General features: G+C 65.0%; 13 protein-coding genes and 1 pseudogene. 8 read left to right on the top strand and 6 right to left on the bottom strand.

The features are described from left to right. The 3 genes and pseudogenes from HGR_RS15805 to HGR_RS15795 all read right to left on the bottom strand — a co-directional run. A pseudogene (locus HGR_RS15805) lies at positions 1 to 321 on the bottom strand (sulfurtransferase); the annotation flags it as partial. 25 nt (positions 322 to 346) lie between these two features. Next, positions 347 to 1,246 (bottom strand): DMT family transporter, encoded by a 900-nt coding sequence (locus tag HGR_RS15800; RefSeq protein WP_039853859.1) that lies wholly within the window; start codon positions 1,244 to 1,246, stop codon positions 347 to 349. A gap of 164 nt (positions 1,247 to 1,410) precedes the next feature. Then, entirely contained in the window at positions 1,411 to 2,559 is a 1,149-nt protein-coding gene (locus HGR_RS15795; RefSeq protein WP_006299374.1) for an aromatic ring-hydroxylating oxygenase subunit alpha, read from the bottom strand. Positions 2,560 to 2,871: 312 nt separating this feature from the next. On the opposite strand from HGR_RS15795, the gene HGR_RS15790 reads away from it, so the two are divergent. The 4 genes from HGR_RS15790 to HGR_RS15775 all read left to right on the top strand — a co-directional run bounded on the left by HGR_RS15790 (position 2,872) and on the right by HGR_RS15775 (position 7,256). Further along, positions 2,872 to 3,132, top strand: coding sequence for an exodeoxyribonuclease VII small subunit (locus HGR_RS15790; RefSeq protein ID WP_039853858.1), 261 nt, complete (start codon positions 2,872 to 2,874; stop codon positions 3,130 to 3,132). Next, positions 3,117 to 4,070: a polyprenyl synthetase family protein gene (locus HGR_RS15785; protein WP_081463571.1), complete on the top strand. Its 954-nt coding sequence runs from the start codon at positions 3,117 to 3,119 to the stop codon at positions 4,068 to 4,070. Before HGR_RS15790 ends, HGR_RS15785 begins: the two co-directional genes overlap by 16 nt. A 17-nt stretch (positions 4,071 to 4,087) precedes the next feature. Further along, complete coding sequence (gene dxs / locus HGR_RS15780) at positions 4,088 to 6,013, top strand: 1-deoxy-D-xylulose-5-phosphate synthase (protein WP_006299371.1); 1,926 nt, start codon at positions 4,088 to 4,090, stop codon at positions 6,011 to 6,013. 157 nt (positions 6,014 to 6,170) lie between these two features. After that, positions 6,171 to 7,256, top strand: a complete 1,086-nt coding sequence (locus HGR_RS15775) for a TRAP transporter substrate-binding protein (RefSeq protein WP_006299370.1) — start codon at positions 6,171 to 6,173, stop codon at positions 7,254 to 7,256. Positions 7,257 to 7,661: 405 nt separating this feature from the next. Here HGR_RS15775 and HGR_RS15770 read toward each other — a convergent pair whose 3' ends face one another. After that, on the bottom strand, positions 7,662 to 9,410 hold the full coding sequence (locus HGR_RS15770) for a TRAP transporter large permease (RefSeq protein ID WP_006299369.1): 1,749 nt from the start codon (positions 9,408 to 9,410) through the stop codon (positions 7,662 to 7,664). Positions 9,411 to 9,429: 19 nt separating this feature from the next. Further along, positions 9,430 to 10,041 (bottom strand): TRAP transporter small permease subunit, encoded by a 612-nt coding sequence (locus HGR_RS15765; protein WP_006299368.1) that lies wholly within the window; start codon positions 10,039 to 10,041, stop codon positions 9,430 to 9,432. Between the two features lie 209 nt (positions 10,042 to 10,250). Here HGR_RS15765 and HGR_RS15760 point away from each other — a divergent pair, with 209 nt between their 5' ends. Continuing rightward, positions 10,251 to 11,585 carry an SUMF1/EgtB/PvdO family nonheme iron enzyme gene (locus HGR_RS15760; protein WP_006299367.1) on the top strand — a complete coding sequence of 445 codons (1,335 nt, stop codon included), beginning with the start codon at positions 10,251 to 10,253 and terminating at the stop codon, positions 11,583 to 11,585. 3 nt (positions 11,586 to 11,588) lie between these two features. Here HGR_RS15760 and HGR_RS15755 read toward each other — a convergent pair whose 3' ends face one another. Next, positions 11,589 to 12,554, bottom strand: a complete 966-nt coding sequence (locus tag HGR_RS15755; RefSeq protein WP_193365428.1) for an AEC family transporter — start codon at positions 12,552 to 12,554, stop codon at positions 11,589 to 11,591. A gap of 250 nt (positions 12,555 to 12,804) precedes the next feature. Between HGR_RS15755 and HGR_RS15750 the strand changes: the two genes are divergently transcribed. The 3 genes from HGR_RS15750 to HGR_RS15740 form a co-directional block, all read left to right on the top strand. Next, positions 12,805 to 13,791 carry a tripartite tricarboxylate transporter substrate binding protein BugE gene (locus tag HGR_RS15750; RefSeq protein WP_006299365.1) on the top strand — a complete coding sequence of 329 codons (987 nt, stop codon included), beginning with the start codon at positions 12,805 to 12,807 and terminating at the stop codon, positions 13,789 to 13,791. 76 nt (positions 13,792 to 13,867) lie between these two features. After that, on the top strand, positions 13,868 to 14,824 hold the full coding sequence (gene xerD / locus HGR_RS15745) for a site-specific tyrosine recombinase XerD (RefSeq protein WP_039853862.1): 957 nt from the start codon (positions 13,868 to 13,870) through the stop codon (positions 14,822 to 14,824). Between the two features lie 158 nt (positions 14,825 to 14,982). Then, a partial coding sequence (locus HGR_RS15740) for a ferritin-like domain-containing protein (RefSeq protein WP_006299363.1) occupies positions 14,983 to 15,671 on the top strand: 689 nt, incomplete at its 3' end.

The raw sequence follows: 15,671 nt of genomic DNA, 5'->3' as shown, positions 1-15,671 counted from the left end.
CCCCCCCGCCTGCATGTCGCTGTGGAAACCGATGCGGGTCAGCCATTGCGCGAAGACCTCGCGCTGGGGCAGCGGATGGCGGCCGCCCGAGGCCGCCATGGGAGCGGCCTTGCCCACGCCATGGGTCTGTGCTGCTTCCTTGGCGCTGAGGTGCCGATCCAGGTCGGCACGCACGGCGCCCGCGATGCGCAGGCGCTCGAACTGTGCGTCGCCTTCCGCGGGCTGTGCCAGGTCGAAGCTGCAGTCGAAGATCATCACCGGCTTGCGCTCGCGCAGCAGACTTTGAAGTTCGGTGGCGGAGATCAGGGTCGTGTGGCGCATGGTGGGTTCGGGCAAAGGCAGGGCATCAATGTTCTTCGGCGGGAGTGTTGGGCACGGTGCGTTCGCGCAGCAGAATCGCGGCCACTCCAGTGGCCAGGATCAGTGCGATGCCCATCCAACCCGAAAGCGGCAGCTCGTCGCCGAACAGCATCAGGCTGTAGAGGCAGGCAAACACGATGCCGGAATATTGCAGGCTGGCCACCGTGAGTGTGTGGCCCCGGCTGTAGGCGCGGGTCATGCACCATTGGCCCAGCGAGGCCAGGATGCCGATCGGCACCAGCCAGGCCGCGGCCCGCCAGCTCACTTGCGACCAGGGCGTGAAGCCCACGATGGCGCAACCAATCAGACCCATGACCAAGGTACCGACCGCGAAGTAAAACACCGTGCGTCCTTCTGGCTCGCCCACTTTGCCCAGGGCCGTGACTTGCATGTAGGCCAGCGCACCCCCAATGCCGGACAGCAGGCCGATCAGGCCGGCCAGCAACTGGTCGTGGTCGATGGTGGGACGCAGCACCAAGATCACGCCGCCGAAACCCAGCAGAACAATGAACAGCATGGGCCCCTGGCGCTGCGCCTGGGCCAGACTGACCGTGGTCAGCAGCGCGCCGCCGATGATGAACGCCGCCACCCAGATGCTGCTCATGTAGTTCAGCGTCATGGCCGTGGCAAGCGGCAAGTGGGCGATGGCGTAGAACCACGAGATCATCGAGAAACCGCCGACCAGGCTGCGCCAGACATGCATGCCCGGCACGGGGGTGGGCAGCTTGACGCCTTGCCTGCGCAGCACCAGTCCCAGGAAGACCATGCTGATGATGCTGCGGTAGAAAACCAGTTCGAAGGTATTGAACGAGGTGGACGCGTACTTCACCGCCACGCCCATGGTGGCGAAGAAGAAGGCACCCAGAACCATCCAGAGGGCTTGCATAGGAAAGCGGACCGGGAGGGCACCGCAAAGTTGCTAAGTCTGTATTACACCCGGAAATGGGTTCGCGCCGCGTCACCCCGTGTCCCCGCACCCAGCGCTCGGCAGACCCAATGCGGGTCTGGCCATGGGCGCTTGCGTGCCGCGCCGACTTTCGCCTCGGAGTCTCAGAGCCCCAATTGCCTGCGATACCACTCGTGGAAATGCTGCATGCCGTCTTCCATTGGGCTCTGGTAAGGACCGACTTCGTTCTGTCCGCGCAGCATCAAGGCTTTGCGGCCCGCGTCCATGCGCTCGGCGATCTCGTCATCTTCGATGCAGGTCTCCATGTAGGCGGCCTGCTGGGCTTCAACGAACTCGCGTTCAAAAGCGGTGATTTCCTCGGGGTAATAGAACTCCACCTTGTTCAGCGTCTTGTCGACGCTGATGGGGTGCAGGGTGGAGACGGTCAGCACATGCGGGTACCACTCCACCATGATGTGAGGGTAGTAGGTCAGCCAAATCGCACCGCGTTCCGGCTTCTGTCCGTTGCGGTACTTCAGCAGTGCATCGTGCCAGCGCCGGTACGTTGGTGAGCCGGGGCGCTCGAACGCCTCGGACACGCCCACGGTCTGCACGGAGTAATGCTCCTTGAACTCCCACTGCAGATCGTCGCAAGTCACGAATCGGCCCAGCCCCGGATGGAAGGGACCGACGTGGTAGTCCTCCAGATAGACCTCGATGAAGGTCTTCCAGTTGTAATTGCACTCGTGCAGTTCCACCCGGTCCAGCGTGTAGCCGCTGAAGTCCAGTTCCGCGCGCGGGCCCATGCCCGCCAGGTCAGCGGCGATGTCACGGCCGCCGCCCGTCGGGCTGTTGAGCAGACCATCCTCGAACAGCAGACCATTCCATTCCTGCAGCCGATACTGGCTCAGGTGCAGGCAGGGATCTTGCGCGAAGTGCGGCGCGCCAATGAGCTGGCCGCTGCCTGAATACGTCCAACGGTGCAGGGGGCAGACGATGTTGCCTCCCGCATGGCCCTTGCCTTCGTGCTGGAGATTGCCCCGGCCCTGAAGCATCACCGCCTGCCGATGGCGGCAGACATTCGATTGCAGGGTGATGGAGCCATCGCGCTGGCGCACCAGCACGCGTCCATTGCCTTCGTGGGTCAGTACGTGGTAGTCCCCGACCTCGGGAACGCTGGCCGCGTGACCCACGTAACGTGGGCCACGGCCAAAGAGCTCTGTCATCTCACGCTGAAACAGCGCCTCGTCGAAATAGCTGGTGACGGGTAACTGGCTGTGCGCCTGCTGCAGTCGAAGGCTTAAATCAGACATGGTGTCCTGACCTAAAGCTCCCCCCTTCTGGTTGGAAGGTACTGGAGGTTGGCACGCTTGGGAGCGTGAGAGTGAGGGAAAAGTTCGCGGCGATTTGATCCTCGGGGCTCCCCGCGTGAGCTAGAGCCCAAGTGCGCCACGAACCAAGGCGAAAAAGAGGCGCGATTGTACCCCCGGGGTTGTCGGGGGCAAGCTTTATCTCGCAGCGGGGCACAAGGGCTTTGCACATCGTGCGCTTTGAGGTCCCGGGTGAGTCCGTTCCATGCGCCGTAACGCCTAAAATGCCCGATCCTTTAGTTCCACACCCTTTACATGCCGAAGGCACCCTCCCCATCCGCCGCCGCTTCCGAGTCCGGTACCCCCGCGATGCCGGCCACTTACGAAGAAGCGATGCGTGAGCTCGAGCAGCTGGTGGTCCGCCTCGAGTCTGGCGAGTTGCCCCTGGAGCAATTGCTGGCTGCGTACCAGCGCGGCGCCGAGATCTTGCAGTTTTGCCGAGGCCGGCTCGAAGCGGTGGAGTCGCAGATCAAGGTGCTCGACGACGGCATGCTCAAGACATGGACACCCGAGTGAAGCCCGTGCCTGAGTGGAGCATGCGCGCCTGGATGGACGAGCGCCTGACGCGCGTCGAGCACGCGCTCCAGGAGTGGGTGGGCGTCGACGAGCCCGAGCACCTGGATGTAGTGCTCGGCTTGGCCATGCGCTACGCAGTGCTCGACGGCGGTAAGCGCCTGCGCCCATTGCTGGTGCTGGCCGCCTGCGAGGCTGTGCGCGGGGAGGCGGACGCTGCCTTGCGCGCCGCGTGCGCGACGGAATTGATCCACGCCTACTCCCTTGTGCACGACGACATGCCGTGCATGGACAACGATGTGCTGCGCCGGGGCAAGCCCACCGTCCATGTCCAATTCGGCGAAGCCCAGGCCTTGCTCGCGGGGGATGCCTTGCAAGCGCTGGCGTTTGAATTGCTCACGCCGGACGACGAGGTCGCCGTGCCCGTGGGCATGCAGGCCCGCTTGTGCCGACTGCTGGCTCGCGCGGCGGGCAGTTCGGGCATGGCGGGCGGACAGGCCATCGACCTGGCCAGCGTGGGTGTGAAGTTGGACGAAGAACGACTGCGGCAGATGCATCGCCTGAAAACGGGCGCTTTGCTCCAGGCCAGTGTGATGATGGGCGCGGCCTGTGGTCATCCGACTCAGGCGCAGCAAGCGGCGCTGAGCGATTACGGCGCGGCCATCGGCCTGGCCTTCCAGGTGGTGGATGACATCCTGGATGTCACGGCCGACAGCGCCACCCTGGGCAAGACAGCGGGCAAGGACGCCGTGCAGGACAAGCCCACCTATGTGTCCTTGCTGGGCCTGGCGCGCGCCCAGGCCCATGCGCGTGAACTGCATGCGCAGGCCCTGGCCGCGCTGGCGCGTTTGCGGAACTTGAGTCCCAACCAGTCCAGCGAGTTGGACCAGACCCGTGCCCTGCGGGCGCTGGCCGATCTCGTGGTGGAGCGCGCGCATTGAGAGTCGAGGTATCGGACATGAGCCATTCCCTGTTGAACACCATCAACGATCCCGCGGACCTGCGCCAGTTGCCGCGCTCGCAGCTCAAACCCCTGGCCGACGAGTTGCGCGCCTTCGTGCTTGAAAGCGTGTCCAAGACCGGTGGTCATCTGAGCTCCAACCTTGGCACGGTCGAACTCACCGTGGCCTTGCATTACGTCTTCAACACGCCGAATGACCGGCTGGTGTGGGACGTGGGGCACCAGACTTATCCGCACAAAATCTTGACTGGCCGGCGCGAGCGCATGGGCAGCCTGCGTCAGTTGGGCGGCATCAGCGGCTTTCCGCTGCGCAGCGAGAGTGCCTACGACGTCTTCGGCACCGCGCACAGCAGCACCTCGATTTCCGCCGCGCTGGGCATGGCACTGGCGGCGCGGCAGAAGGGCGAGGACCGCCACGCCATCGCCGTGATCGGCGACGGCGCGATGACGGCCGGCATGGCCTTCGAGGCGCTCAATCACGGGGGCGTGGAAGACTGTCGCCTGCTCGTCATCCTCAACGACAACGACATGAGCATCAGCCCGCCCGTGGGCGCGCTCAACCGTTACCTGGCGCAGTTGATGAGCGGCCGTTTTTACTCGGCCGCCAAGCAGGTCGGCAAGAGCGTGCTCAAGGCCGCACCGCCGTTGTTTGAGCTGGCCAAGCGCCTGGAGGAACAGGCCAAGGGCATGGTCGTGCCCGCGACCTTGTTCGAGAAGTTCGGCTTCAATTACATCGGCCCCATTGACGGGCATGATCTGGATTCGCTGATCCCCACGCTCGAGAACATCAAGCAGCTCAGCGGGCCACAGTTCCTGCACGTGGTGACGAAAAAAGGCCAAGGGTACAAATTGGCCGAGGCCGATCCCGTGGCCTACCATGGCCCTGGCAAGTTTGATCCAGCGGTCGGTCTGGTCAAGCCCACGACGCCGCCGAAGCAGACCTTCACCCAGGTCTTCGGCCAGTGGCTGTGCGACATGGCCGAGCAGGACATGCGCCTGGTCGGCATCACGCCGGCCATGCGCGAGGGCTCGGGCATGGTGGAATTCCACCAACGCTTCCCCGGTCGTTATTACGACGTGGGTATCGCCGAGCAACACGCCGTCACGCTTGCGGCCGGCATGGCCTGCGAGGGGATCAAGCCCGTCGTGGCGATCTACAGCACCTTCCTGCAGCGCGGTTACGACCAGCTCATCCACGACGTGGCGCTGCAAAACCTGCCCGTGGTCTTCGCGCTGGACCGTGCGGGCCTCGTGGGCGCGGACGGCGCCACGCACGCTGGCGCCTTTGACATTCCTTTCCTGCGCTGCATCCCGAACATGGCGGTCGCCTGTCCAGCCGATGAGCGCGAGTGCCGCCAGTTGCTGAGCACGGCCTACGCCCAGAATCATCCCGTGGCGGTGCGCTATCCGCGCGGCGCGGGCGCGGGAGTGGCACCCCTGTCCGATCTCGAGCCTTTGCCCTACGGCAAGAGCGAAGTGCGCCGCTGGCGCGCGGGCGGTGAGTCCGAAGCAACGAAGAGGGGCATCGCCATCCTGGCCTTTGGCACCTTGCTGTATCCGGCGCTAGAGGCCGCCGAAAAACTCGATGCCACCGTCGTCAACATGCGCTGGGCCAAACCCTTGGACACCGACATGCTGCGGGATGTGGCCGCAAGGCACGAGGCGCTGGTCACGGTCGAGGAGGGCGTGGTCATGGGTGGCGCGGGCAGCGCCGTGAGCGAGGCGTTGCAGGCCGCGGGCTTGTCCATGCCCTTGCTGCAGCTGGGCCTGCCCGATCGTTTCATCGAGCACGGTGACCCGGCCAAGTTGCTGGCGCTGCAGGGGCTGGATGCCACCGGCATCGAAGGCGCCATCGTGGCGCGTTTCCCTGAACTGACCGCGGCCACGGCGCACAAGCCCGCGTTGAAGGTGGTCGCGCGCTGAAGGCGTGAACGGACCGTGGCCACGGTCCGTGGATGCCGCGCCGATCGCGCGTGCATGTCCCTTGGCGCCCAGGTGGAACGCACCCGCAGCGGCGCGCGACAGAGGGGGCACTTATAAAATCGTCGCCCTTTGTGTCATCTCTTTGGAGATTGTTTGAATGGATCGTCGTTCCCTCATTAAAAATACCGGCCTCGCTGGTGTACTGGCCGCAGGCGTGGCCCCGGCCGTGCAGGCGCAGACGCCCGCCATCCGCTGGCGCCTGGCTTCCAGCTTCCCCAAGGCCCTGGACACCATCTACGGTGGCGCCGAAGTGTTTGCCCGCAAGATCAAGGAAATGTCCGGCGGCCGTTTCGAAATCTCGGTGCACGCGGCAGGTGAATTGATGCCCGCGCTGGGCGTCGTGGATGGCGTGCAGAGCGGTACCACGGAAATCGCGCACACCGCCCCGTATTATTTTTTTGGCAAGAACGAAGCCTTCGCCATCGGTGGCGCCATTCCCTTTGGCATGAACAGCCGCCAGATGACGGCTTGGATGAACCATGGCCATGGTCGTAAGCTCGTCAACGAGTTCTACGCCGCCTACAACATCATCAGCTTCCAAGGCGGCAACACCGGTGCGCAAATGGGCGGCTGGTACCGCAAGGAAATCAAGAGCCCGGCCGACATCAAGGGTTTGAAGTTCCGCGTGGGCGGTTTCGCTGGCCGCGTGATCGAGCGCATGGGCGGTGTGCCGCAGAACATTCCCGGCGGTGAGATCTACCAGGCGTTGGAGAAGGGCACGATCGACGCCGCCGAATGGATCGGTCCCTACGACGACCAGAAGCTGGGCCTGGGCAAGGTGGCGCCCTTCTACCACTACCCCGGCTGGTGGGAAGGTGGCCTGGAGGTCAGCTTCTATGTCAACAACAAGGCCTATGAAGCGCTGCCGGCCGAGTACAAGGCGATGATCGACGCTGCTTCGGGGTATGCGCACGTGGACATGCAGGCCAAGTACGACGCCTTCAACCCGACGGCACTCAAGCAGATCGCCGCTTCGGGCGTGAAGGTGCTGCCGTTCCCGACGACGGTGCTGCAAGCGTCGTACAAGGCGGCGATGGAGGTTTACGCGGAGCTGGACCAGAAGAACCCGCAGTGGAAGAAGATTTACGACGACTACCGCAAGTTCCAGCGTGACCAACTGTTCTGGTTCCGCGTGAACGAAGCGCGTTTTGACGGCTTCATGCAAAGCATCAAGGGCTTCTGAGGAGGCGGGCCGCATCGGCCCGTCCCCTTAACCCTAAGATTGAGACTCTGAATCAAGCCCCGCTGGGTCACCGGCGGGGCTTTTTTTGCCGTCGAATGAGGTTGGCCAGACAGCGCCGACCGGGCCAAGGCATGAAAAGGGCTGGACGGGACGCCTGCACGATGAAGACGTGTCCCCGTTCCTTTCGGATGTGCGCAGTCCGCGCGGTCCAGTTGCCGAGAGGCAATGTGTGGGCGGGCGGCCATTTCGAGGGCAAGGTTCCTCGGGTCATTCCTACCGAGCTCGGCGGTGTGGGCCCTGCGGCGTGCACATCACGCGCCCAAGGGTCAAAAAAAAGGACGCCTTGCGGCGTCCTGCGACCCTGGAGGGGCGACCCGCGGGGCGGGTGGCTGCATCGGATCCGACTTACTCCTTGGGAATCTCCAGCGGCGCGTCGTCTTTGAAGTTCGGGGTTTCGAACTGAGGGTCTGAACCCGAGTCCGGGTTCAGCGGGTCGCTGCCGCCGGCGCCCCCGAAGTCAGCGTTGGGGATGTTGATCTCCACATGCTCCAGGTCCAGCACTGGCGGCTTGTCGCGGGAGACGATGCCGGGGAAGGCGATGATCAGGCCCACCATCACCAACTGGATGAACACGAAGGGCAGGGCGCCCATGATGATCTGGCCCGTCGTGACCGGCGCGATGCGCTTCTTCGTCACCTTGTCGGTGTATTCCTTGTCGGGCGCGACGCTGCGCAGGTAGAACAGCGCGAAGCCGAAGGGCGGATGCATGAAGCTGGTCTGCATGTTCACCGCCAGCAGGACGCCGAACCACACGAGGTCAATGCCCAGCTTATCGGCCACCGGGGCGACCAGAGGCACCACGATGAAGGCCAGCTCAAAGTAGTCGAGGAAGAAGGCCAGGAAGAAGACCATCAGGTTGACCACGATCAGGAAGCCCAGCTGGCCGCCTGGCAGGCCGGACAGAAGGTGTTCGACCCAGCGCGGGCCGTCCACGCCTTGGAAGGTCAGGCCGAAGATGGTCGCGCCGATCAGGATGAAGAGCACGAAGCAAGACAGCTTGGTCGTGGCGTTCAACGCCTGCTTGAGCAGGGTCAGAGACAGGCGGCGGCGCGCGACGGCCAGGATGAATGCACCGACGGCACCCATGGCGCCACCTTCGGTTGGCGTGGCCACGCCCAGGAACACCGTGCCCAGCACCAGGAAGATCAGCAGCAGGGGCGGCACCAGCACGAAGGTCACGCGCTCGGCCAGCTTGGACAGCAGGCCCAGGCGTGCCACCTTGTTGGCCAGCGCCAGCACGAAGGCCAGCGCCACGCCGGCGCAGAGCGAGACCACGATGGTTTCGTCCTTGGCGACGTGCTCGACCACTTCACCCTTCCACCAGCTGTGCACGGCGGCGTAGTGATCGGCGAAGACCAGGGCTATCGCGGTTGACGCGATCGTCAGCAGCAGCAGGGACAGGTAGCCGCTGTCGCCGTTGGGCTCGCGGAAGGTGCGTGCTTCGGGCGGCAGTGCGGGCACCATCTTGGGTTTGAAGATGGCCAGCAAGACGATCAGCAGCACGTAGAAGCCCACCAGCATGAAGCCCGGCACGAAGGCGCCCTTGTACATGTCGCCCACGCTGCGGCCCAGCTGGTCGGCCAGCACGATGAGCACCAGGGACGGCGGGATGATCTGCGCCAGCGTGCCCGAGGCCACGATGGTGCCGGAGGCGATGCGGCGGTCGTAGCCATAGCGCAGCATGATGGGCAGGGAGATCAGGCCCATCGAGATCACGGAGGCGGCCACCACGCCGGTGGTCGCGGCCAGCAACGCGCCGACCAGGATCACCGCGAAAGCCAGGCCACCACGCACCGGGCCGAAGACCTGGCCGACGGTGTCCAGCAGGTCTTCCGCCATGCCCGAGCGCTCCAGGATGAGGCCCATCAGCGTGAAGAAGGGAATGGCCAGCAGCGTGTCGTTCTGCATGATGCCGAAGATGCGCAGCGGCAGGGCCTGCATCAGCGCCTCGGGCAGGATGCCCATCTCGATGCCGATGAAGCCGAAGAACAGGCCGCAGGCGCCGAGGCTGAAGGCCAGGGGAAAGCCGATCAGCAGAAATGCGATCAGGCCCGCGAACATGATCGGGGCCATGTTGGTTGCAATGAATTCCATGATGATGGTCTTTCGCGCTTCAGTTCTTGGCGGCGGCTGCGGCGGCCGCTTCGGCCTCGCGCTGGCGGATCACTTCGGCCAGCTCTTCCTCGGCGGTCTTCTCGCCTTTCTTGAGAGTGGGGTCGTCGATCAGACCCTTCAAGAAGGCCAGACGCTTGATCAGCTCGGACCACCCTTGCAGCAGCAGCAAGGTGAACCCCAAGGGCAGCATCAGGTACACGGGCCAGCGGATCAGGCCACCGGCATTGCCCGAAACCTCACCGGACCGAAAGGCTTGCCAGAAGAAAGGCAGGCTGAAGTACAGCACCGCCAGGCACACGGGGGTGAGGAACACGGTGAAGCCGAACACGTCGATCCACATCCGCGCGCGCTTGGACCAGCGGTTGTAGATCAGGTCGATTTTCACATGCTCGCCATTGAACAGGGTGTATCCAGCGGCGAGCAGAAAGGACGCCGAGAACAGGTACCACTGGATTTCAAGAAAGGCATTGGAGCTGTTGTCGAAGGCTTTGCGCACGATGGCGTTCGCGGCGCTGATCACCGTCGAGCCCAGGATCAACCAGATGATCAGGCTGCCGAGCTTGCTCGTCACGGTGTCCACCAGTCTGGAGAACTTCAGGAGTTTCTGCATGGGATATCCCACTGTGAGGGGTCACTGAAAACCGCTGGCCGACCTTGGGCTTTTTTGTGAAAAGACAAACGAACAGCGGGCAAACCGGCCATTCTACGAGACAGATTGTTCGGGTTTTTACGGGGTGGTTACGTGCCTTGGGAGGGCCGTTCTCCTCATGTCAGAGCCTGGATAGGCAGCCAGGCAAGGCCGACATGAATCGGCCCATAATGGTTCGCATGGCGCAAGAACTTCCCCTGCCGTCTTCCACGTCGCACCTCAGTCGGGCCGATCTGCGCCGTGCCGGACGCGACGTGCTCAGCCTGGCGCTGATGGACGCGCGTAACCACACGCTCTTCCTGATGGGCGAATTCCAGAAGGCCATGGAAGAGGGCGGGGAGGAGCTGGAGTTGCCGAATGTGCCGGGCCTGCACCTGCCGGGGCTTGCGCCCGTGCTCAACCCACCCCTGTGGGAACTGGGCCGCATTGGCTGGTTTCAGGAGCGCTGGATTGGCCGCAATCTGCAGCGCCACCAGGGCCCGCGCGCTGACCCGCAGGCACCGCCCCTGGCCTCGGCGTTTCCGCGCGGTGATGCGCTCTGGGGAGAGCCCGGTCTGCCGCCCGCGCGCCGCTGGGAGGCCGCCTTGCCCCCCTTGGACGACATCAAGGCTTACTTGCTATCGACGCTGGAAAGCACGCTGGATTTGCTGGCCATGACGCCGGACGAGGCCGACGCGCTGTATTTCTATCGCCTCGCGCTGTTCCACGAAGACATGCGCGGCGAGGTGCTGGTCAACATGGCGCAAACCTTGGGCTGGCCGCTGCGCGTGCCCTTGCCAAAGCCTGGTCTCGTGCTCGATCCGATCACGGTGCCAGCGACCCGCTGGAAGCTGGGGTGGGACGACAGCCGCAAGGCGGAAAGCGGCTGCTTCGCCTTCGACAACGAAATGCCGGCCCACGAGGTGGCCGTGCCCGAGTTCGAGATCGACGCCCAGCCCGTGGGCTGGAGCCAATACGTCGAGTTCGTCATGGACGGCGGTTACGACCGACCCGAGTTCTGGTTGCCCGATGGCTGGGACTGGCTGCAGGTGCAGCAGAAGCAGGACGAAGGCCGACGCGCGCCGCGCCATGTGCAGCAAATCGGCGCGGTTCGCGGAGACGCGCTCAATGGCGGCGTCTTCCAATCCTGGTTCGGCCAGACCTTGCGCATGGCCCTGTGGTCGCCCGTCATGCACCTGTCCTGGTGGGAAGCCGATGCCTGGTGCCGCTGGGCGGGGCGCCGTCTGCCGACCGAGGTCGAGTGGGAACTGGCCGCGCACCAAGCCTCTGGCCGGGGTTTTCGCTGGGGTGATGTGTGGGAGTGGACGGCCAGCACTTTCGAGGGCTATCCGGGTTTTGCCTCTGGCCCGTGGCGTGCCTATTCCGAGCCCTTTTTTGGGCGGCACAAGGTGCTGCGCGGCGCTTCGCTGGCCACGCGCCTGCGCTTGGAGCATCCGAAGTTCCGCCACCACGCCGCGCCCGAGGCGGACCACCTCTTCTGCGGCTTCCGTTCCTGCGCCCTCTGAGTTCTATAAAAAGTGGCGCTGTAGGCTGAGCGCGTAAGGCAGGCTCAGCACGCCCAGGGCGGTCGACAGCGTGACCATGCTCGCCACCAGCGCCCCGTTGTAGCCCATGCGCGCCGCCAGCACGTAAGCGCTGGAAGCCGTGGGCAGGGCGGAGAACAGCAGCAGCGTTGCCGCTTGCACGGTATCCAGACGCAGCGTGATGCACAGGCCCAAGGCCACCAGGGGCAGCAGCAGGTGACGCACGGTCAGCACGCCCGCGGCGAGTGCCTTGCTGCGTGCCAGTGTGCCGAACTGCATGCCCGCGCCCGCCGCCATCAGGCCGAGCGCGAGTGAGGCCGCACCAATGCGCGAGAGACTGGGCGCAATCCAGTCGGGCACGCGCAGCCCCAGCAGGTTGCAGGCCAGACCCGAGACGGTGGCAATGATCAGGGGGTTGCGAACCAGTTCACGCAACACGCCGCGCCCCGCGTGCCGCGCCATGGGCCAGACCGCCGCCACGTTGACCAGGGGCACGCACACCCCGATCAGCAGGGCCATCAACAATGGACCGCGGCCGTCCTGCCCCTGTGTGGCCAGTCGCTCGGCCAGGCCCAGCGCGATGAAGGAATTGAAGCGGAAGGCCACCTGCGCACTGGCCGCGTGGTCGCGCGCGCTGAAGCCCTCTCGCGTGCCTGGCCACCAGCGCATGAGCCAGGGCAGGGCGTGGGTCAGCAGCACTCCGACAACCGTCATGAGCAAGCCGCCCAGCACCAGGCTGGCATCGGCGTCGAGCTGGATCGGGCTCTTGACGATGCTGTGGAACAGCAGGACTGGAAACAAAAAGTAGTAGACCAGGCTTTCCACCGGTTCCCAGACCCGCCGGTTCAAGGCGGTGTAGCGGCACAGCAGCCAGCCGCAGAGGATCATGGAGAAGTCGGGGAAGAGCAGGACGGCGTAGTTCACGCGCTCGAGGATAGCAGTCGCTGTCATCTTGCCTCATGCCTTAAGCCTCTTGTCTCACGCCGGCAGGGCCAAGCGCGCACCGAACCGATGCGGGGCCTGTCAGGCCATCGTCAGATTCAAGGGCCAAAGTCCAAGCGCTCGGCGTCATGCGCGCAGGGGGCAATCGAGCAACTTCTGCAATTCCCTTTGGAGCGCGCGTTTTTGCGGAGTGCGCGGCGCGATGCCCCAACCTAGAATGCCCGCTCCTCTTCCATCCTTGTTTTCAGGAGACCTGATCATGCTGCTGCGACGTTCCTTCGTCACCGCCCTTTCGTGCGCCGCCGCCCTGGCTGCCCTGGCCTACGGTCCGGCAGCTCATGCACAGGCTTGGCCGGCCAAGCCCGTGACCTTGCAGGTGCCTTTCGCGCCGGGTGGCACGACGGACATCATCGCGCGCACCATTGCCGAACCTCTGGGCAAGGAGCTGGGTCAGAGCGTGGTGGTGCTGAACAAGGCCGGCGGTGGCGGTGTCGTCGGCGCGACCGAACTGGCCCGTGCGGCGCCGGACGGTTACCTCATCGGCATGGCCACCGTGTCCACCACGGCCGCCAACCCGGCCATCAACACCAAGATCCAGTACAACCCGTTGACGGACTTCGTGCCCATCGTGAACATCGCGGCCACACCCAATGTGATCATGGTCCACCCGAGCTTCCCGGCCAAGGACTTCAAGGGCTTCGTGGAGGAAATCAAGAAGAACCCCGGCAAGTACTCCTACGCCTCCTCGGGCACGGGCGGCATCGGCCATCTGCAGACCGAGTTGTTCAAGAGCCAGAGTGGCCTGGACCTGGTCCACATTCCCTACACCGGCGCGGGCCCGGCGCTCAACGACATCGTGGCCGGTCACGTGCCGATCATGTTCGACAACCTGCCCTCGGCCTTGCCGCACATTCTCAGCGGCCGCCTGGTGGCCATCGCCGTGGCGTCGCCCCAGCGCGTGGCCAGCTTGCCCAATGTGCCGACTTTCAAGGAGGTCGGTTTCGAGGCCGTCAACCGTCCGGCTTATTACGGCCTGCTCGCGCCCAAGGGTACGCCGGCGGCCATCGTCAACAAAATCAACGCCGCCACGCTCAAGGCCCTGCAGGACCCGGCCGTGCGCAAGCGCATCGAGGAAACCGGCTCCTTCGTCGTCGGCAACTCGCCCGCGCAATTCGCCGACCAGATCAAGGCTGAACTGGCCGTCTACAAGAAGGTCGTGGAGACGCAAAAGCTCACGCTGGACTGATGCGACTGAGCGCGTTCCCGCGCACGCAAACGCCGCGCTGCCGCATGCAGCGCGGCGTTTTTTTATGATCGCGCCCATGACTTCCGCACCGCTCGCTGCCTCGCTCGATGCCGTGGACGCCTTCATCGACGCGCTCTGGCTCGAGGAAGGCCTGTCGCGCAACACCCTCGCGGCTTACCGCCGTGATCTCGCGCTGTATGCCCGATGGCTGGCGGAACCGCGCGAGGGAAAGGCGTCCCAAACCCTGGATGCCAGCGGTGAGCCGGACCTGAACGCCTACTTCGCCGCCCGGCATGCCCAGACGCGCGCCACCACCGCCAACCGGCGCCTGACTGTGTTCAAGCGTTACTTCCGCTGGGCCGTGCGTGAGCGCCGCATCCAGGCCGACCCGACCTTGCGCCTGCTCAGTGCCAAGCAGCCCCTGCGCGTGCCCAAGACCTTGAGCGAGGCGCAGGTCGAGGCCTTGCTGGCCGCACCGGACGCGGCCACGCCGCTGGGCTTGCGCGACCGCGCCATGCTGGAGCTGATGTACGCCAGCGGCTTGCGCGTGAGCGAGCTGGTGGGGCTCAAGATCTTCAACGTCGGACTGAACGAACATGTGCTGCGCGTGACCGGCAAGGGCAGCAAGGAACGCCTGGTCCCCTTCGGCGAGGTGGCCGCGGATTGGATGCGCCGTTATCTGCACGAGGCGCGCCCCGAGCTGCTGGGCCAGGTCGGGGCATCGCCGCGCGCGGCCAAGCAGACCGATGACCTCTTCGTCACCTTGCGCGGCAGCCGCGCGGGCGAGGCCATGACCCGCGTGATGTTCTGGTCGCTGGTGAAGAAGTACGCCGTGATCGCGGGCGTCACTTCGCCCCTGTCGCCCCACACCCTGCGCCACGCCTTCGCCACGCACCTGCTCAACCACGGTGCCGATCTGCGCGCGGTGCAGATGCTGTTGGGGCATGCCGACATTTCCACCACCACCATCTACACCCACGTGGCGCGTGAGCGGCTCAAGACGCTGCATGCGCAGCATCACCCGCGAGGGTGAGGTGAGCACGCGAGGGCCAAGGTAGGCTCCGATGCATTCCAACAGTTCAGCCGAGAGGCAGGGCGCAGGCCGCGCCGCCGATTTCGGAGCGCGCAGCGCTCTATGAGGCGGACGGCCTGCGCCCTGCCTCTCGGCGTGCGCCGCTAACATCGATAGCCATGAACAGCGCCCCCGAACTCCGCGCCACCTGCCTGCGCCTGCTGACCCTGGCCGACCCCGTTGCCAAGGCCGCCGAAGTGCTCGCGCTGGATCTGTGCGCCGGCCGCCTCGACCCAGACACGGTTTTCAACACCCAAGCCCCCGAGGGCCAACCCGGCCGGGGCGAAAAACCACCCTTGCTGCCGCACACGCAGATCAAGCCCGGGGCCTTGAATACACCACGCGGTCATGCGGCCTTGGTGCATTCCATCGTCCACATCGAGCGCAACGCCATCGACCTGGCGCTGGACATCTGCTGGCGCTTTCCAGGCCTGCCCGAGGCTTTTTACCGCGACTGGCTGCAGGTCGCGCGGGAGGAGGCGAACCATTTCACTCTCTTGCGTGCCCATCTGCGAACACTCGGTTTCGACTACGGAGACTTCCCCGCCCATGACGGCCTGTGGCAGATGGCCGAGCGCACCCGGGATGACCTGCTGGCGCGGGTGGCCTTGGTGCCGCGCACCCTGGAAGCGCGCGGCCTTGATGCTTCCCCCGCCGTCAAGGCCAAGCTCCTGTCCATCGGTGACGCGCGCGGCGGTGAAATCCTGGACCTCATCCTGCGCGAAGAGATCGGTCATGTCGCCACCGGCAACCGCTGGTACGCCTGGGCCTGCGCGCAGCGCGGTCTGGACCCGGTGCGAACCTACGC

Origin of the sequence: Hylemonella gracilis ATCC 19624 (genome assembly GCF_000211835.1) — a bacterium.
In the GTDB taxonomy this organism is placed as follows: domain Bacteria; phylum Pseudomonadota; class Gammaproteobacteria; order Burkholderiales; family Burkholderiaceae_C; genus Hylemonella; species Hylemonella gracilis.
This window is presented reverse-complemented; position numbering and strand designations above follow the sequence as displayed.